General features: G+C 40.7%; 29 protein-coding genes and 1 pseudogene. All 30 read right to left on the minus strand.

What is annotated here, in order from left to right; genetic code table 11:
• Window positions 1-899: 899 nt before the first annotated feature.
• On the minus strand, window positions 900-2225 hold the full coding sequence (locus ACFIN0_RS05320; RefSeq protein ID WP_375702080.1) for a replication-associated recombination protein A: 1326 nt from the start codon (window positions 2223-2225) through the stop codon (window positions 900-902).
• A gap of 8 nt (window positions 2226-2233) precedes the next feature.
• On the minus strand, window positions 2234-3628 hold the full coding sequence (locus ACFIN0_RS05325; protein ID WP_375702081.1) for a DegQ family serine endoprotease: 1395 nt from the start codon (window positions 3626-3628) through the stop codon (window positions 2234-2236).
• A 267-nt stretch (window positions 3629-3895) separates the two neighbouring features.
• Window positions 3896-4324 carry a 50S ribosomal protein L17 gene (gene rplQ, locus ACFIN0_RS05330; RefSeq protein WP_375606705.1) on the minus strand — a complete coding sequence of 143 codons (429 nt, stop codon included), beginning with the start codon at window positions 4322-4324 and terminating at the stop codon, window positions 3896-3898.
• Window positions 4325-4348: 24 nt separating this feature from the next.
• On the minus strand, window positions 4349-5362 hold the full coding sequence (locus tag ACFIN0_RS05335) for a DNA-directed RNA polymerase subunit alpha (RefSeq protein ID WP_375606706.1): 1014 nt from the start codon (window positions 5360-5362) through the stop codon (window positions 4349-4351).
• 94 nt (window positions 5363-5456) lie between these two features.
• Window positions 5457-5846 carry a 30S ribosomal protein S11 gene (gene rpsK / locus ACFIN0_RS05340; RefSeq protein ID WP_007347762.1) on the minus strand — a complete coding sequence of 130 codons (390 nt, stop codon included), beginning with the start codon at window positions 5844-5846 and terminating at the stop codon, window positions 5457-5459.
• A gap of 113 nt (window positions 5847-5959) precedes the next feature.
• Entirely contained in the window at window positions 5960-6328 is a 369-nt protein-coding gene (gene rpsM, locus ACFIN0_RS05345) for a 30S ribosomal protein S13 (RefSeq protein ID WP_026500557.1), read from the minus strand.
• A gap of 180 nt (window positions 6329-6508) precedes the next feature.
• Window positions 6509-7087, minus strand: coding sequence for an adenylate kinase (locus ACFIN0_RS05350; protein WP_375606707.1), 579 nt, complete (start codon window positions 7085-7087; stop codon window positions 6509-6511).
• Window positions 7084-8430: a preprotein translocase subunit SecY gene (gene secY / locus ACFIN0_RS05355; RefSeq protein ID WP_375606731.1), complete on the minus strand. Its 1347-nt coding sequence runs from the start codon at window positions 8428-8430 to the stop codon at window positions 7084-7086. The genes ACFIN0_RS05350 and secY overlap by 4 nt, the downstream gene beginning before the upstream one ends.
• Window positions 8431-8592: 162 nt before the next feature.
• Window positions 8593-9060 carry a 50S ribosomal protein L15 gene (gene rplO / locus ACFIN0_RS05360; RefSeq protein ID WP_375610417.1) on the minus strand — a complete coding sequence of 156 codons (468 nt, stop codon included), beginning with the start codon at window positions 9058-9060 and terminating at the stop codon, window positions 8593-8595.
• 20 nt (window positions 9061-9080) lie between these two features.
• Window positions 9081-9287, minus strand: a complete 207-nt coding sequence (rpmD, locus tag ACFIN0_RS05365) for a 50S ribosomal protein L30 (RefSeq protein WP_375606709.1) — start codon at window positions 9285-9287, stop codon at window positions 9081-9083.
• Window positions 9288-9318: 31 nt separating this feature from the next.
• Window positions 9319-9867 (minus strand): 30S ribosomal protein S5, encoded by a 549-nt coding sequence (rpsE, locus tag ACFIN0_RS05370; RefSeq protein WP_005773287.1) that lies wholly within the window; start codon window positions 9865-9867, stop codon window positions 9319-9321.
• Window positions 9868-9978: 111 nt separating this feature from the next.
• Window positions 9979-10341: a 50S ribosomal protein L18 gene (rplR, locus tag ACFIN0_RS05375; protein ID WP_375606710.1), complete on the minus strand. Its 363-nt coding sequence runs from the start codon at window positions 10339-10341 to the stop codon at window positions 9979-9981.
• Between the two features lie 12 nt (window positions 10342-10353).
• Window positions 10354-10887: a 50S ribosomal protein L6 gene (gene rplF / locus ACFIN0_RS05380; RefSeq protein ID WP_273791413.1), complete on the minus strand. Its 534-nt coding sequence runs from the start codon at window positions 10885-10887 to the stop codon at window positions 10354-10356.
• Window positions 10888-10926: 39 nt separating this feature from the next.
• A complete protein-coding gene (gene rpsH, locus ACFIN0_RS05385; protein ID WP_375606711.1) occupies window positions 10927-11325 on the minus strand; it encodes a 30S ribosomal protein S8 in 399 nt (132 codons plus the stop codon).
• A gap of 14 nt (window positions 11326-11339) precedes the next feature.
• A complete protein-coding gene (gene rpsN, locus ACFIN0_RS05390) occupies window positions 11340-11645 on the minus strand; it encodes a 30S ribosomal protein S14 (RefSeq protein WP_375606712.1) in 306 nt (101 codons plus the stop codon).
• A gap of 24 nt (window positions 11646-11669) precedes the next feature.
• Window positions 11670-12227: a 50S ribosomal protein L5 gene (rplE, locus tag ACFIN0_RS05395; RefSeq protein WP_375606713.1), complete on the minus strand. Its 558-nt coding sequence runs from the start codon at window positions 12225-12227 to the stop codon at window positions 11670-11672.
• Complete coding sequence (gene rplX, locus ACFIN0_RS05400) at window positions 12220-12534, minus strand: 50S ribosomal protein L24 (RefSeq protein WP_273760562.1); 315 nt, start codon at window positions 12532-12534, stop codon at window positions 12220-12222. Before rplX ends, rplE begins: the two co-directional genes overlap by 8 nt.
• Window positions 12535-12546: 12 nt before the next feature.
• Complete coding sequence (gene rplN / locus ACFIN0_RS05405; RefSeq protein ID WP_004855715.1) at window positions 12547-12915, minus strand: 50S ribosomal protein L14; 369 nt, start codon at window positions 12913-12915, stop codon at window positions 12547-12549.
• A 144-nt stretch (window positions 12916-13059) separates the two neighbouring features.
• Window positions 13060-13299 (minus strand): 30S ribosomal protein S17, encoded by a 240-nt coding sequence (gene rpsQ, locus ACFIN0_RS05410; RefSeq protein WP_012231991.1) that lies wholly within the window; start codon window positions 13297-13299, stop codon window positions 13060-13062.
• A gap of 11 nt (window positions 13300-13310) precedes the next feature.
• On the minus strand, window positions 13311-13511 hold the full coding sequence (gene rpmC, locus ACFIN0_RS05415; RefSeq protein WP_375606714.1) for a 50S ribosomal protein L29: 201 nt from the start codon (window positions 13509-13511) through the stop codon (window positions 13311-13313).
• 12 nt (window positions 13512-13523) lie between these two features.
• Window positions 13524-13937 (minus strand): 50S ribosomal protein L16, encoded by a 414-nt coding sequence (gene rplP, locus ACFIN0_RS05420; protein ID WP_375606715.1) that lies wholly within the window; start codon window positions 13935-13937, stop codon window positions 13524-13526.
• Between the two features lie 36 nt (window positions 13938-13973).
• On the minus strand, window positions 13974-14684 hold the full coding sequence (gene rpsC / locus ACFIN0_RS05425) for a 30S ribosomal protein S3 (RefSeq protein ID WP_375606716.1): 711 nt from the start codon (window positions 14682-14684) through the stop codon (window positions 13974-13976).
• On the minus strand, window positions 14684-15073 hold the full coding sequence (gene rplV / locus ACFIN0_RS05430; RefSeq protein WP_273791407.1) for a 50S ribosomal protein L22: 390 nt from the start codon (window positions 15071-15073) through the stop codon (window positions 14684-14686). The genes rpsC and rplV overlap by 1 nt, the downstream gene beginning before the upstream one ends.
• Before the next feature lie 2 nt (window positions 15074-15075).
• Complete coding sequence (gene rpsS / locus ACFIN0_RS05435) at window positions 15076-15354, minus strand: 30S ribosomal protein S19 (protein WP_004855734.1); 279 nt, start codon at window positions 15352-15354, stop codon at window positions 15076-15078.
• Window positions 15355-15369: 15 nt separating this feature from the next.
• Window positions 15370-16203 carry a 50S ribosomal protein L2 gene (gene rplB, locus ACFIN0_RS05440; RefSeq protein ID WP_375611474.1) on the minus strand — a complete coding sequence of 278 codons (834 nt, stop codon included), beginning with the start codon at window positions 16201-16203 and terminating at the stop codon, window positions 15370-15372.
• A 19-nt stretch (window positions 16204-16222) separates the two neighbouring features.
• On the minus strand, window positions 16223-16516 hold the full coding sequence (locus ACFIN0_RS05445; protein WP_375606718.1) for a 50S ribosomal protein L23: 294 nt from the start codon (window positions 16514-16516) through the stop codon (window positions 16223-16225).
• Entirely contained in the window at window positions 16513-17133 is a 621-nt protein-coding gene (rplD, locus tag ACFIN0_RS05450; RefSeq protein ID WP_375608615.1) for a 50S ribosomal protein L4, read from the minus strand. The genes ACFIN0_RS05445 and rplD overlap by 4 nt, the downstream gene beginning before the upstream one ends.
• Window positions 17134-17135: 2 nt before the next feature.
• Complete coding sequence (gene rplC / locus ACFIN0_RS05455; RefSeq protein WP_375606720.1) at window positions 17136-17873, minus strand: 50S ribosomal protein L3; 738 nt, start codon at window positions 17871-17873, stop codon at window positions 17136-17138.
• A gap of 27 nt (window positions 17874-17900) precedes the next feature.
• Complete coding sequence (gene rpsJ, locus ACFIN0_RS05460) at window positions 17901-18209, minus strand: 30S ribosomal protein S10 (protein ID WP_005773267.1); 309 nt, start codon at window positions 18207-18209, stop codon at window positions 17901-17903.
• A 61-nt stretch (window positions 18210-18270) separates the two neighbouring features.
• Window positions 18271-18335: pseudogene (locus ACFIN0_RS05465) on the minus strand (elongation factor Tu); the annotation flags it as partial.

Here is an 18335-nt window from a genome sequence, read left to right on the forward strand (position 1 = left end):
CACAGACTATTTGCATTCCTATCCCCACCTTATGTCCATAACATATCATGAGCATCACAATAAAGAATTGGCATTGCTTATCTTATGACACAAAAAATAAATTCTAATAAAACAATACTTCCTAAGAGAGCAAGTTAACACATTTATATCTCTCTAGAAAAGGAACAATTTAAATTTCAACACAATGTTCTATAGCCCTTCTGTTTATCCCTTTGATTAAATACTTGAGAGACTAAAAATTCTCCCGCTATTGATCACACAAAAAACGCATCACCAATTAAAATCACACCATATTGCATCGAAGAACAAAACGCCATTGTGTTGCATATTCATACACTTAATTTAAGAAATACCTCTCAAAACTTCCAAGCTCACTTCGTGACAACACCTATGAATGTGGTATACTGTAAGACTTTTTGACGCCACCATCTTTACACTATAGAAGGAGAAAGCTGGCACCATCACACTATTTATCATCCCCTAAGGTTGCCACAGCTCTCGGCATTTGAGACGATTCATAAGAGGAATTTTTAGTCCTTTCTTGTACGGTTTTTATCACACGCTAATCCTGCTTGTAACATGCAACAGAATAACCTGATTGCTTCAACAAATAACAGACTTGGGATGAGAGAAATTTACGGTATTTGAAACTTTCATTCAACTTACGAAACAGTCAATTATCATTATAAGTCAATATATTATTTAATAAAAACCAAAAAAAATAAAGCAGCTTAAAAGTTGAATGACATATTTAAATTTGAAAAAATATGCAATTTTGAAGATATCAAAAAAAATCTCTCAAGCAATGCAATAAATGTTTAAAATATAAACTAAATTTCTCATATAATAACATAAGAGATAAAAAATAAATCTGAGATTAATAAAAAACATATTTCAACTCAAATTTTATTTTGATCTTTACGTTTTTTGCGCAACTGTTGCCACCACTCAAGACGTTTCACAATTTCACGCTCAAAACCACGCTCAACTGGTTTATAATAACTCTGACGCCCAAGTTTTTCGGGAAAATATTCTTGTCCTGAAAAAGCGTCTGGTTCATCATGGTCATAACAATAACCACTTCCATACCCTTCTTCTTTCATAAATTTCGTAGGAGCATTAAGAATATGCTTAGGGGGTGGTAAAGAGCCATTTTTGCGCGCACAACGCAGTGCTGCTTTATACGCAAGATATGCTGCATTTGACTTTGGCGCAGTTGCAACATAAAGACATGCTTGCGCCAAAGCCAATTCTCCTTCTGGTGATCCTAAATAATCATAGGCATCTTTTGCTGCATTACAAATGATAAGAGCTTGAGGATCCGCCAAACCAACATCTTCAACAGCCATACGAACCAACCTTCGCCCAATATAGAGAGGATCTTCACCAGCATCCAACATACGTGCCAAATAATAAAGCGCAGCATCAGGATCAGATCCACGAACGGATTTATGCAACGCTGAAATGAGATTATAATGCCCATCTCGTCCTTTATCATAAATGGGCGCACGACGCTGAATAACTTTTTGCAAAGCAACAACATCAAGAACCTCTCCCAATGGTGCAATAGACCAAACTTCCTCTGCCAATGTTAATGCAACACGCGCATCACCATCAGACATCTCTATCAAAACGTCTCTGGCATCATTATCCAAGGGAAGAGTTTTTTCCTCAACTTCTTCAGCACGCCTCAAAAGCAGGTTCAAACTTTCATGATCATGAGAAAGAAATGTTAAAACACGTGCACGCGAAAGAAGGGCAGCATTCAGTTCAAAAGAAGGATTTTCGGTTGTTGCGCCTATAAGTACCACAGTACCCTCTTCCATCACAGAAAGAAAACTATCCTGCTGAGCACGATTAAACCGATGAATTTCATCAACAAAAAGAAGTGTCTTATCCCCAGATATAAAACGCCTCTGCGCAACTTCAAAAATCTTTTTAAGTTCAGAAACTCCGGTAAAAATAGCAGAAACCTGCTCAAACGCGAAATTTGTTTCAAGGGCTAACAAACGTGCAACAGTCGTTTTTCCCGTCCCTGGAGGTCCCCAAAAAATCATCGATCCAATTGAGCCAGTTGCCGCCATACGTGAAAGCAAACCATCCTCTCCAATCAAATGCTTTTGTCCCACAACATCATTGAGAGAACAAGGGCGCATTCTTTCTGCAAGTGGCTGACTTTTATTAACTTGAAAATCAAACGACGAAGTAAAAAAATCTTTCTTCAAAAAAAACCTCAACGAATAAATTGGCGAATATACATACCATCACGTTCATATTCCAATTGCCACATATTTGAGCGACCTTGCATAAGAACCTTTTTCAATTGATGAACTGTTTGAATTTTATGGCCATTTACAACACGTAGAATATCTCCTGACTGAAAAATTCCAGCTGCATTGCTCATTTCCTCAAGATTGGTAATCACAACCCCTTTTGCAGATATAGGAAGATGAAAACGTCGACTATTTTGAGGTGTTAAATCTAACACCTCAGCACCAGCAAGAGGACTGTCACCCGTAATTTTTTCAGATTTTAAAAATGCAGTTTCTGATATCGATGAAACTGTTATTTGTGTTTTTAAAATTTTTCCACTTCGTAAATATTCCAAGGCAAGACTATGCTCAACGTCAGCTGTCATCAAACGATACCCAAGACTATCTGGACTGTCAACGCGTACCCCCTGCACACTCAAAATAACATCACCTACTTTCAATCCAGCTTTTTCAGCAGGACTATCTTTGATAACTTCAATAATCAGAGCACCATAGGGACGTTCTAAACCTAAACCACCAGCAATATCAGGTGTAACATTTTGAAAAGAAGCACCAATATAAGGCGGCACAAAATATTTTCCACCGCGTTTAACAGTATCAAGCATCACTTTTACAAGATTAACTGGAATAGCAAAACCAATCCCTACAGAACCACCCGAACGCGAATAAATAGCCGTATTAATTCCGATTAACTGACCTTTCATATCAATTAAAGCGCCACCAGAATTCCCTGGATTAATGGCTGCGTCTGTTTGAATAAAAAAGTCAAAATCAGAAATCCCAACACGTGTACGCGCTTGCGCTGAAACAATACCACTTGTAACTGTTTGACCAACACCAAAAGGATTACCAATAGCAAGAACAAGATCACCAACTTCAACAGCATCAGAATTTCCCAAAGAAAGAACTGGAAATTGAGCATCTTTTTCCTTAACTTCAAGAATTGCAATATCAGTCGCTTCATCTTTGAGCACGACCTTACTCTCAAACTCCCGCCCATCAGAAAAAGCCACTTTAATTTCGCTTGCATCTTTAATGACGTGGTAATTTGTAACGATCAAACCACGTGTATCAACAATCACCCCTGATCCTAATGACGATTGCTTACGAACAGGAAATTTATTTTGAAAACGACCAAAAAATTGCTCAAAAAATGGATCGCCTTCAAAAGGTGATCGTGCTCTAATTTGTCGAGCTGCATAAATATTTACAACAGATGGAACTGTCTTTTTAACTAAAGGAGCAAATGAAAGGGTGATTTCTGTTTGTGTTTGAGGGATATGAGCATATACATGATCAAATGATATCTGCATCATAATTGCAAAAAAAATCCGCACCCAAAAAGAATACCTCATAATCCACTCCTTTAAAATCAGCACATTCTGTTGAAGATTAATAGAATAAAAAAACGCATCCCCGCAAATTAAGGACCTCTATTAATATTTCATAATAGAGAATAAAAACAACCTATTTGAACAATAAATATTATAAAAATAAAATAATTCAATATTCTATAATTTTCTCTCTGCACCTATTTCTCAACTAAAACAAACTTAAAAATGCTCACAAAAAAACCGCCCAAGACAAGGCGGCCTTTAAAAATTCAACAGAATAAAAAAACTTTACGAAGAAGTTTCCTTTTCATTCTCAGAAGCCTCCATACGAATGCGATCCCCAGCCCCTTTCGCTTCGACATCACGATCAACAAATTCTATAACAGCCATGGGCGCATTATCACCGGTACGAAACCCCGCTTTCATAATACGTAAATACCCACCGTTGCGTGATGCATAACGTGGCGCAAGCGTATCAAATAATTTTGCAACTTTTCCTGCATCACGAAGTGCTGCAATTGCTTGCCGACGCGCATGCAAACCACCACGCTTACCAAGAGTAACGAGTTTTTCAACAATAGGACGAATTTCTTTAGCCTTTGGAAGCGTTGTCACAATCTGCTCATGCTCGATCAACGAAGTTGCCATATTTGCAAACATCGCTTTACGGTGACTGGCAGTACGGTTCAACTTGCGTCCTGACTTACTATGGCGCATAAGCCCTCTCCTTAAATTCTAATTCTAATATTGATCTTCATAACGTTTTGCAAGATCATCAATGTTTTCAGGCGGCCACGCAGGAATTTCCATCCCAAGATGTAAACCCATACACGCCAAAACTTCTTTAATCTCATTCAACGATTTGCGACCAAAGTTCGGTGTCCGAAGCATTTCAGATTCTGTTTTTTGAATCAGATCACCAATATAGACAATATTATCATTCTTAAGACAATTTGCCGAACGAACTGAAAGTTCTAATTCATCCACTTTTTTGAGAAGTGCAGGATTAAAAGAAAGCTCAGAATCAACCTCTTCAACAGGCTCCTTCTGTGGTTCTTCAAAGTTAATAAATAACGATAATTGATCCTGAAGAATGCGTGCTGCAAAAGCAACAGCATCCTCACCATTAACAGCACCGTTTGTTTCAATCGTGAGCGTTAATTTATCATAATCGAGAACTTGACCTTCACGTGTATTTTCTACTTTATAAGATACCCTACGGATCGGTGAATAAAGACTATCAATTGGAATAAGCCCTATACGCGCATCATCAGCACAATTACGATCAGATGGAACATACCCCTTTCCTGTGTTGACAACAAATTCCATGCGAATTTCAGCATCTTCATCAAGAGTACAAATAACATGATCTGGATTTAGAATTTCCATATCCCCAACTGTACTGATATCTCCCGCTTTCACGACACCAGGCCCCTCTTTATAAACAACGACACGTTTAGGCCCTTCTTCTTCCATACGAAGCGCAATTTCTTTTATATTCAGAATAATATCCGTAACATCCTCACGCACACCTGGAATCGATGAAAATTCATGCAAGACACCGTCAATCTGCACAGCAGTAATAGCAGCACCACGAAGCGAAGATAACAACACGCGACGAAGCGCATTTCCTAACGTTAAACCAAAACCACGCTCAAGAGGTTCAGCAATCACACTTATAATATTTGGATTATCATGTGCACATGACTCAACCTTATTGGGTTTAATAAGTTCCTGCCAGTTTTTCTGGATCATATTTTTATTCCCGTTCTTTAGTTCCGTTACCATTCAATCGTAACGACCAATGTGAACATCAGAGAAATCTCCGACAACAAAAAACAACACCCAATTAAACACGCCGCCTTTTCCGCGGACGACATCCATTATGAGGAATTGGTGTTACATCGCGAATAGAAGTAATGACAAAACCAACAGATTGCAATGCACGTAGAGCAGATTCACGCCCTGATCCAGGTCCACAAACTTCAACTTCCAAAGAACGCATACCATGCTCTTGCGCTTTTCTTGCACAATCCTCCGCAGCAACTTGAGCAGCAAAAGGTGTCGATTTACGCGCACCTTTAAACCCCTGAGCTCCCGCAGATGACCAAGCAATTGCATTACCCTGAGCATCAGTAATAGTAATCATTGTATTATTAAATGTTGAATTAATATGCACAACACCCGATGAAATATTTTTACGTTCGCGACGACGAACACGTGTGGCTTCCTTGGCCATAATTTCCCTTTCAACGATCTCATCACTGCCGTAACATCAGCAGCTCCACCTTTTTTCCTTGCCAAACAAATCAAACAAGAAAAAGAATATATAAAAACCTTCCACAAAGGCCCTTATTTCTTCTTACCGGCAATTGCCTTAGCAGGCCCCTTACGCGTACGAGCATTCGTATGCGTACGCTGTCCTCGGACAGGCAAAGATCGACGATGCCGCAATCCACGATAACAACCAAGGTCCATCAAACGCTTAACATTCATAGCCACTTCACGACGAAGATCACCTTCAACTTGATAGCCCTGATCTATCGCCTCACGAATCTGCAGCACCTCAGCATCTGAAAGCTCATGCACACGACGCCCCAAAGGAATGCCAACTCTTTCAATAATTTCTTGAGCAAATTTTGGTCCAATCCCGTGGATATATTGAAGCGCAATAATTACACGCTTATTTGTCGGGATATTGACGCCAGCGATACGAGCCACGCCTACTCTCCTTAGTTATGTTGACAAATTTTTATAAAATACCTGATATACCTTACAGAAAAAAATAGACTCAGAAAAAAATTCTTCCGAATCCTATTATTTCACTAAAATAAATTAGATTCACTTTTGATAGATTTCATCTCAAAAGTCAACTCTTTTCATTTATTTCTAAAAAAAATCTCATGAAAGAAACCCTCTAATCATACGTGTCACTTCAGCAACACCAATCATTCCATCAATAACCTTCAACATTCCCCTCTCTGAATAAAATTTTGATAAGGGAGCTGTTTTTTCACGATATTCTACTAATCTTTTTGCAAAAGCAACAGGATTGTCATCTAAACGAACCTGTCCACCAACCGCTATTGTTTCCTCAACGCGCTTCTTCATACGTTCAATCAACACGTCTTCATCAACACACAACTCAACAACAGCATTAAGCTGCATATTTTTTGAATCGAGTATCTGTTGCAACGCTTCTGCTTGCCCCACAGTTCGCGGATATCCATCCAAAACAAAACCGTTTACACAATCAGCTCCATCAATCCGATCTGATACGATTTGATTAACAATACTATCAGGAACCAAAGCACCAGAACTTATAATAGCTTTAGCTTTTTTACCAGTATCCGTTTCTTTGGCAATCACCTCACGCAACATATCCCCTGTTGATAAATGAGGAATGTTGTATTCCTCAGTCAACATTTTTGCTTGTGTTCCTTTCCCCGCTCCAGGAGGACCTAAAAGAATAACCCTCATCGATTCCTTCTACCTCCACGAAGTTTTGATTTTTTTATCAACCCTTCATATTGGTGAGCAACAAGGTATCCCTGAATTTGAGCAACTGTATCAAGTGTGACAGTAACAACAATCAACAAGGACGTCCCCCCAAGATAAAAAGGTACCTGTAATGCAGATATCATAAATTCAGGCAACAAACAAACCAAGATGATATAAAGTGCCCCCACAACAGTAATACGTGTCAAAACGTAATCAATATATTGGGCAGTGCGTTCACCTGGACGAATCCCTGGAATAAAACCAGAATGTTTTTTCAACTGATCTGCAGTATCACTTGGATTAAACACTATCGCCGTATAAAAAAAGCAGAAAAACGCCATTAAAAATGCATAAACGATCATATAAAGTGGCTGTCCATGACCAAGAGAATAAGAAATAGCCTGAACCCATTGTGGCATTTTATCAGAAAAATTATTAATAGTAGCTGGTAATAACAATAAAGATGAAGCAAAAATAGGTGGAATAACACCAGCAGTATTCAACTTTAAAGGAAGATGCGACATATCGCCTTGAAACATTTGATTACCAACCTGACGCTTCGGGTACTGAATAAGAATTCGCCGTTGCGCACGCTCTATAAAAACAATAAGTCCGATAACCAAAATAGCAATAAGGACGATCCCTATTAAAAGAAAAGTTGATAAATCAGCTTGGCTATGAGCTGTTAAAAGCTGAGCAAAAGTAGAAGGAAAGTTAGCTACAATTCCTGTAAAAATGATGAGAGAAACCCCATTACCAACACCGCGTGACGTAATTTGCTCGCCAAGCCACATGAGAAACATTGTCCCACCAACAAGTGTAATAACAGAAGAGATACGAAACATCAGACCTGGTTCTAAAACAATTTGAAGCCCTGTCCCTATACCGCTTTCAAGCGCAACCGCGATACCGAAAGCTTGTAGAATTGCCAATACAACTGTTACATAACGCGTATACTGATTAATAACCTTACGACCTAATTCCCCTTCTTTTTTAAGAGTCTCCAAAGAAGGAATAATAGATGTTAACAACTGTACAATAATAGATGCTGAGATATAAGGCATGATACCCAGCGCAAAAATCGCCATACGCCCAACAGCACCTCCTGCAAACATATTAAAGAGTCCTAATACACCTGATGCATGATGTTCAAAGGTCTGCCGTAAAGCATCAATATTAATACCTGGAAGAGAGATATAAGTGCCAAAACGATAGACAAGAAGTGCCGCCAGAGTAAACCAGATGCGTTTCTTTAATTCAGTTGCACGCGAAAAGGTACCGAAGTTGATATTGGAAGCAAATTGCTCTGCTGCTGATGCCATAAAACGTCTCCACTTCACACTCCAGTTCTTTAAATCACAGAAGTATAACCCTAAAACTCATATCTTTATACAAGAATAAATGCGGAACTTAAAAAATTCCACACAAAACATTTTGCAGAATATATATAACCCTTCTTCAGATCTCTACTCATATCAAAAAAGTTATTGAACAACATCAGGAAAAATAATCTGACCACCCACTTTTTCAACTTTAACACGAGTAGCTTCTGAAGCTCCAGAAACATGAAAGATAATCTTAGCTTTCAAATCACCATCAGAAAGAAGACGAATCCCGTCCTTTTTACGACGAATAATACCAGCCTCTTTCAAAGCAATCATATCAACAGGCTTTTCAATATCCAATTTTCCTGCATCAACGGCTGACTGAATACGTCCCAAAGAAACTTCATTATAGGTTTTGGCGAAGAAATTCTTAAATCCACGTTTCGGTAAACGACGATAGATAGGCATTTGCCCACCTTCAAAACCATTAAGGGAAACACCAGAACGTGACCTTTGTCCTTTGACACCGCGACCACCAGTCTTACCAATACCCGAGCCAATACCTCGCCCAACACGCTTACGATTTTTTGTTGCGCCTTCGCAATCACGCAGTTCATTGAGTTTCATATCTAATACTCCTGCAACCCTTAATCTTCATCTATAACGCGAACAAGATGCCGAACCTGAGCAATCATACCCCGTACACAAAGTGTATCTTCTAAAACACGCCGCCGACGCATCTTATTTAATCCAAGCCCTTTTAAGGTTGCACGCTGAATCTGTGATTTCCGAATAGGGCTTCCAATTTGCTCTACCATCACAGTTTTACCACTCTGAGATTTTTTTTGAACCATTTCCTAATTCCTTTTCTGATAATCTCAGAAACTACCCTTCTACATCAACTAAATGGCGACGACGCGCCTGCAAAGTTGAGTATTTTATACCACGCTGAGCAGCAATATCTCGAGGATGCATTTGATGTTTCAATGCATCAAATGTTGCACGAACCATGTTATAAGGGTTCGAAGATCCTAATGATTTTGCAACAACATCCTGCATACCAAGAGCTTCAAAAATAGCCCGCATCGGCCCTCCAGCAATAATCCCAGTACCCGCAGAAGCTGAACGCAATAAAACACGCCCCGCTCCGTGACGACCTTCAAGATCATGATGCAATGTGCGTCCAGACCGAAGCGGAACATAAATCATCCCACGCTTTGCAGATTCCGTTGCTTTACGAACAGCTTCCGGAACTTCACGAGCTTTACCATGACCAAAACCCACACGCCCTTTTTGATCCCCAACAACAACAAGAGCGGCAAAACCAAAACGTCGACCACCCTTTACAACTTTAGCAACACGATTTATATGAACAAGTCTATCGACAAATTCATTATCGCGTTCTTCTCTCTCACCACGTTCTTTCTGTGCCATTCCTCATTCCTTTTTCTTTTCCGGAAGCACGATAATAAAGCTCCTCATCAAACCAGAAGAACCTAAACGAAACACTCTAAACTCTCCTTACACATTCATAAAGAGGAAAATTTAGAAATTCAAACCACCTTCACGAGCAGCTTCAGCCAAAGCCTTGACACGACCATGGTACACATAGGCTCCACGATCAAAAACCACGTCACTTACACCAACTTGCTTCGCACGTTCAGCAATTAACTTACCAATAGCGAAAGCGGCTTCTTTATTAGCACCACTCTTTAACGATTTTTTCAAATCACTTTCAAGAGTAGAGGCTGAAACAAGTGTACATCCCCGCAAGTCATCGATAACTTGAGCATAAATGTTCTGATTTGAACGATAAACACTAAGCCGAGGACGATCATGAGAAACCATTTTAATTCTACGACGAACACGCCTCGCACGACGTTGGATAATGTCCTTAGATGAAACCATAATACAAAATCCTTATTTCTTTTTACCTTCTTTACGGAAGATACGTTCATCTGCATGCTTAACACCTTTACCTTTATAAGGCTCAGGCCTACGATACTCACGAATCTCCGCTGCAACTTGTCCAACTTGCTGTTTATCAATTCCAGAAACAACAATTTCCGTTGGCTTAGGAACAGTCACAGTCACACCCGACGGAACTTTATAAACCACATCATGTGAGAAGCCCAGAGATAGTTGGACATCCTTACCCTGCAAAGCAGCACGATAACCAACCCCATTAATCTCCAATCTCTTTTCAAAACCATCTTTCACACCACAAAAAATGTTCTCAATCATTGAGCGCGACATACCCCATTTAGAACGCGCGTCTTTTGACTGATCCCGCGGCATAACTGATATGATATTTTCCTCAAGTTTGACCAAGACTTCATCATTGACGACGTAACTCAGCTCACCTTTTGGACCTTTTGCCTTAACCAGCTGACCTTCAACAGTAGCAGTAACTCCAGAAGGAATTGAAATGGGTTTCTTTCCAATACGAGACATTGTTCTAACCTACTTTTTCTTCCGTTTTCTTGACATAACTTAGAAAACACGACAAAGGAGTTCTCCACCAACATTCTGTTCACGCGCTTCATGATCCGCCATAACGCCTTTAGGAGTCGATAAAATCGAAATACCTAAACCATTTGCCACCTGCGGAAGCGACTTAGCGGAAACATACACACGACGACCTGGCTTTGACACACGTGAAATCTCACGAATAGCAGCCAACCCTTCAAAATACTTCAACTCGATTTCAATTTCAGCTTTTCCATCACCTAAATCAACGCGATTATATCCCCGAATATAACCTTCTGACTGCAAAACATCAAGAACGTGTGCACGAAGCTTCGAAGCGGGAGTAACCACTTTGCCTTTTTTACGACCAAGTGCATTACGAATACGTGTTAACATATCACCAAGAGGATCTGACATAGACATTGAATAATCTCCTCTTACCAACTAGACTTTACAATACCAGGGATATGGCCCACAGAGCCAAGTTCACGCAATGCAATTCGCGACATTTTTAACTTACGGTAATAAGCCCGTGGACGACCTGAAACCTCACAGCGATTACGAACACGAACTTTTGCAGAATTACGTGGCAATTCTGCTAATTGAACGGAAGCTTTAAAGCGTTCTTCAAGAGAAACCTTCTGATCCATCACTATTGCTTTCAAACGTGCACGACGTGCAGCATAACGCTTCACCATCACCTCACGACGTTTATTTTTTTCAACGGCACTTACTTTGGCCATAATTTCACCTCGCTACGTTTGCCGTTACGAACGAAAAGGAAAATTAAAAGCACGCAATAGTTCACGAGCTTCATCATCCGTTTTTGCTGTCGTACAAACGATAATATCCATGCCCCAAATTTGATCAACTTTATCATAGTTAATTTCTGGAAACACAATGTGTTCTTTAATACCCATAGCAAAATTGCCACGACCATCAAAGCTTTTTGGATTTAAACCACGAAAGTCACGAACTCGCGGAAGAGCAATCGTAACAAGACGATCTAAAAACTCAAACATACGATCTTTACGCAATGTAACTTTAGCCCCAAGAGGCATTCCTTCACGAACCTTAAAGGTTGCAATAGAATTACGTGCACGCGTAATAACGGCCTTCTGACCTGTTATAAGTCCTAAATCCTCAGCAGCAAGGGAAGGCTTTTTCGAATCAGCAGTCGCTTCACCTATCCCCATATTTATCACAATTTTATCAATCCGCGGAATTTGCATCGCATTTTTGTAATTAAACTTTTCTTGAAGTGTTTTACGGATCACTTCAAAATAATGCGCTTTCATACGCGGTATTTGTCTTTCCTCAGCCATTAATCAACTCTCCCGAACGCTTGGCAAAACGCACTTTATTACCATCTGCATTCATACGAAAACCTACACGTGTAGGCTTACCATCTTTAGGATCAGCAATCGCCAAATTAGACAGATGAATTGGAGCTTCCTTAGAAATAATTCCAGCTTCTTGCTTCTGCGTTTGACGTTGATGACGTTTAATCATATTAACCCCACGAACAAAAGCCTTATTATCTTTCGGATTAACCTTAATTACTTCACCACTACATCCTTTATCCTTACCGGATAAAACAACAACTTTATCACCTTTTCGAATCTTCTGCATAACATCTACTCCTTACAGCACTTCAGGAGCGAGAGAGATGATCTTCATATGATTCCTACCACGCAATTCACGAGGAACAGGTCCAAAAATACGCGTACCGATCGGCTCTTTTTTATTATCCACTAAAACCGCAGCATTACTATCAAAACGAATGACACTACCATCTGCGCGACGAATATCCTTAGCAGTACGAACCACAACAGCTTTCATAACATCACCTTTTTTAACACGGCCACGAGGAATTGCATCCTTAACCGAAACAACAATAATGTCACCGACCGAAGCATATTTTCGCTTTGAACCGCCTAACACTTTGATGCACATGACACGACGCGCTCCAGAATTATCAGCAACGTCGAGGTTTGTTTGCATCTGAATCATGACTGGCCACCTTCTCTTAACACATATATCCGATTGTATCTTTTACACACTCGGATTTGCCTGCCAAATAACGATAAAGTTATCGCCTTCAAATTTATCAATGATAACCACACTGTTAAATTCTAAAACAATAAGCTTAACTCATTACGCTACATTGTCTTTTACAACAATCCAACACTTATCTTTCGAAATTGGTCTAGATTCTTGAATAGAAACTTGATCCCCAATCTTGAATTGGTTGTTTTCGTCATGCGCTTTATAATTTTTAGACTGCCGAACAGTCTTCTTAAGAAGCGGATGAGAATAACGGCGTTCAACTTTGACAACAACAGTCTTATCACTTTTGTCGCTAATAACAACACCCTGCAAAACGCGTTTAGGCATCTCTTATTTCCTTAAACCTTACTTTCACTTATCTTTTGACGAAGAAAAGTTTTAATACGCGCAATATCACGACGAACTTGTCTAACGCGCGCAGTCTTTTCTAATTGACCTGTTGCTTTTTGAAAACGCAAATTAAATTGCTCTTTCTTTAACTTAGCCAATTCATCTTTCATTTGGTCGAGCGTTTGCGCCCGTAATTCTGTGGCTCTCATCGCTTAACCTCATTATTCAGCAATACGCTGGATGAAACGCGTTTTTATAGGCAACTTTGCAGCACCCAATCTTAGTGCTTCACGTGCAACATCCTCCGGAACGCCATCAAGCTCAAACATGACGCGCCCAGGAGCAACACGTGCAGCCCAATAATCAACACTTCCCTTACCTTTACCCATACGAACTTCAGTCGGTTTAGATGTAACCGGAAGATCTGGAAAAATGCGAATCCACACACGACCAGAACGCTTCATATAACGTGTAATCGCACGACGCGCCGCTTCAATTTGACGAGCAGTAACCCGCTCTGGCTCAACAGCCTTCAAACCGTAGGCACCGAAATTCAAATCCGTACCACCCTTCGAAAAACCGTGAATACGGCCTTTGAACTGTTTACGGAACTTTGTGCGCTTTGGCTGCAACATTGTTCTCTACTCCAAAATTTAGTTCAATCTCAAAAACTAAGCATTTTCGCGACGACGATTCGATGAAGAACCAGATTGATCAACTTCCGTAGCACGACGTTCTGAAGCCATCGGATCATGCTCAAGAATCTCACCCTTAAAGACCCAAACTTTAATACCACAAATACCATAAGCGGTCTTAGCTTCTGCTGTACCGTAATCAACATCAGAACGCAAGGTATGAAGTGGAACACGACCTTCACGATACCATTCCATACGAGCAATTTCAGCACCACCAAGACGGCCAGAACAATTGATACGAATACCTTCCGCACCAAGACGCATAGCAGACTGAACAGCACGCTTCATTGCACGACGAAAAGCAACACGACGCTCTAACTGTTGAGCAATTGATTGCGCAATAATTGTCGCATCAATCTCCGGTTTACGAATCTCCACAATATTCAATGAAGTTTCAGCATCCGTCATTTCTGAGAGTTTATGACGAAGCTTTTCGATATCAGCACCTTTTTTACCAATAATCAAACCAGGACGTGCAGAATGAATCGTAATACGACACTTTTTATGAGGACGCTCAATAACGACCTTAGAAATAGCCGCCTGTTTAAGCTCCTCAAGCACATACGAACGAATTTTCAAATCTTCATGAAGAAGACGTCCATATTCACCACTATCAGCATACCAACGAGAGTCCCAAGTCCGATTAACACCAAGACGAAGTCCTATTGGATTGATCTTCTGACCCATTACGCGGCCTCCACTTTTTCGGTAACTTCACGAACAATAACAGTAAGATGCGAAAATGGACGTTCAATTCTACTCGCACGCCCTCGACCACGAACATGAAAGCGCTTCATCACTATCGACTTACCAACATAAGCTTCCGCCACAACAAGCGAATCAATATCAAGATCGTGGTTATTCTCTGCATTTGCAATTGCTGATTCAAGCGTTTTTTTCACAGTAGCAGCAATACGCTTGCGTGAAAACATCAAATCAGCGAGTGCGACATTAACTCTTTTACCACGAATCATTGCAGCAACTAAATTAAGTTTCTGCGGACTAACACGAATTGTCCGTGTGACAGCTCTTGCTTCATTATCTTTAAGTTGGCGCGAAACTTTAGCTTTTCCCATTCCTACTTCCTCTTTGCTTTTTTATCGGCACCATGACCATAATAAGTCCGGGTAGGAGCGAACTCACCAAACTTATGCCCAACCATCTCTTCAGAAACAGAAACAGGAATGTGCTTATTACCGTTGTAAACACCAAAAGTTAAACCAACAAATTGCGGCAAAATAGTAGAGCGACGACTCCATATTTTTATAACTTCATTGCGCCCACTTGCACGTACCTTCTCTGCTTTACCAAGAAGATAGCCGTCAACAAACGGACCTTTCCAAACTGAACGAACCACTTCAGACTACCTTTCTCATTTCTTGCGTTGATGACGCGTACGCATAATAAATTTATCAGTGGCTTTATTAGAGCGCGTACGCTTACCTTTCGTAGGTTTACCCCAAGGAGATACTGGATGGCGCCCCCCTGATGTACGACCTTCACCGCCACCGTGTGGATGATCAACGGGGTTCATAGCAACACCGCGAACATGTGGACGCTTACCACGCCAACGTGACCGACCTGCTTTACCATCATTAATATTCCCATGATCAGGATTTGAAACAGCGCCAACAGTTGCAAAACAGCTACTGGGAACCAAACGCTGTTCACCAGAATTTAAACGAAGAATAGCCATACCATGATCTCGTCCAACCAACTGCGCATAAGCACCTGCTGAACGTGCAATCTGTCCGCCTTTTCCTGGCTTCATCTCAACATTATGAATAATTGTACCTACAGGCATATTAGCAAGAGGCATAGCATTACCCGGCTTAACATCTACATTTAAACCAGCCATAACAGAATCACCAACACCAAGACGCTGTGGTGCAAGAATATAACTCAATTGCCCATCCTCATAACGGATTAAAGCAATAAAAGCGGTACGATTAGGATCATACTCTAAACGCTCAACCTTTGCTGAAACATCACGTTTAAGACGCTTAAAGTCGACAAACCGATAACTACGTTTATGTCCACCACCCTGAAAACGAGCAGTAACACGACCGCGATTATTACGTCCACCCTTTGAAGACAAACCTTCAGTTAACATCTTTACAGGTTTTCCCTTATAAAGGCAAGAACGTTCCACAATAACAAGCTGACGCTGCCCAGGTGTCGTTGGATTAAACTGCTTAAGTGCCATTATTCCTTCTCCGAGCCTCTTAAAGACCTGTCGAAACGTCGATAGTCTGACCACTGGCCAGAGTTACGATCGCTTTTTTGACATCACTCTGCCGACCAACTATACCTTTGAAACGCTTCACTTTACCCTTACGGACTATCGTGTTAACTGCTTTAACTTTTACGCTAAAAAGCGCTTCAACAGCAGCCTTAATCTCAGGCTTCGTCGCTTTCGGCGCGACATTAAAAGCAACTTGATTGTATTCAGAAATCATAGTCGCCTTTTCAGTAATAACTGGACTAATAATTATATCATAATGGCGAAGATCTGTCATTTAAAACGCTCCTCAAGAGCCTCAACAGCTGCTTTTGATAAAACAAGTTTGCTGCGACGCAAAATATCATAAACATTAATTCCCTGAATAGGCAAAATGTCAATATTAGGGATATTAGAGGCTGCACGAAAAAAGTTAATATCAATCTCCTTACCACCAATCAAGAGAGCGTTATTAAATCCAAGCTTAGAAAAATGAGAAACAAGCATTTTCGTTTTAGCATCCTTAACAGTCAACTCATCCACAATAATTAAATCTTTTGCTTTTAATTTCGCAGATAACGCAAAACGCAATCCAAGAGCACGAATTTTTTTAGGAAGATCATGCGCATGGCTACGAACCACTGGTCCATGTGCCTTACCCCCACCTCTAAACTGCGGTGCACGTGCAGATGAATGTCGAGCACGCCCAGTTCCTTTCTGTTTAAACATTTTTGCCCCTGTTCGCGACACATCAGAACGACCTTGGGATTGATGACTTCCCTGCTGACGACGTGCAAGCTGCCAACGAACAACACGTTGCAAAATATCCTCACGCGGAACAAGATCAAAAATAGCTTCAGAAACCTTTAATTTGCCAGCTTCATTACCATCAAGAGTTTTAATTACAAGATCCATTATTAGGCTCCCTCAACTTCAGAGGTTTCCGTCACCGGAGTAACCATTTCCGCTTTCTCCTTCACAAGACGGCGAATACCAGCAGGCTTTGGAGCATTATCAGGAAGACGCTTCTTCACAGCATCCCGTATCAAAATCCAAGAACCTTTAGAACCAGAAACAGCACCACGCACTAAAATTAAACCACGCTCACTATCAGTGGAAACAACTTCAATATTCTGTGTTGTTACACGCACTTGCCCCATATGGCCAGCCATTTTTTTGCCTTTAAAAACTTTACCAGGATCTTGGCACTGCCCTGTAGAACCATGAGCACGATGTGTGATAGAATTACCATGAGAAGCACGATGTCCACCAAAGTTATGTCGCTTCATAACACCAGCAAACCCCTTACCAATACTGGTACCAGTCACATCAACTCTTTGTCCTGGAACAAAATGTTCCACTGTAATCTCAGTACCAACATCAAGAAGATTGTCGGGACTCACACGAAACTCTGCTATTTTGGCTTTAGGCTCAACAGAAGCCTTAGCAAAATGTCCACGAAGAGCTTGTGAAGTATTCTTAACCTTAGCAAAGCCTACACCTAATTGAACAGCAGTATAACCATTCTTTTCAACTGTACGCTGAGCAACGACTTGACAATTCTCCAAACGAAGTACCGTCACCGGCACATGCTCACCAGCATCATTATAAATACGGGTCATGCCCAGCTTCTGTGCTATTACACCTGAACGCATCGGGTCTGTTCCTTCTGTCCTCAAACCTCAGAGCTTAATTTCTACATCCACACCAGCAGAAAGATCGAGCTTCATAAGCGCATCCACTGTTTGCGGCGTTGGATCAACAATATCAAGAAGACGCTTATGTGTTCGCATCTCAAACTGCTCACGACTTTTCTTATCGATATGCGGTCCACGATTGACCGTAAACTTCTCAATCCGCGTAGGAAGCGGAATGGGACCACGGACATTTGCACCGGTACGTTTAGCAGTCGATACGATCTCACGCGTCGACGTATCAAGAATTCTATGATCAAACGCTTTCAAGCGAATGCGAATATTCTGACTGTTCATGCTCTTTATTTCCCTGTTATACAAAGTGCCTTCAATAATCAAAGCACTCAACAAGCATTATTTATTCAATGATCTTAGAGACGATACCGGCACCAACAGTACGACCACCTTCACGAATAGCAAAAC

Source organism: Bartonella sp. AA89HNZF (genome assembly GCF_042196905.1).
Classification (GTDB): domain Bacteria; phylum Pseudomonadota; class Alphaproteobacteria; order Rhizobiales; family Rhizobiaceae; genus Bartonella.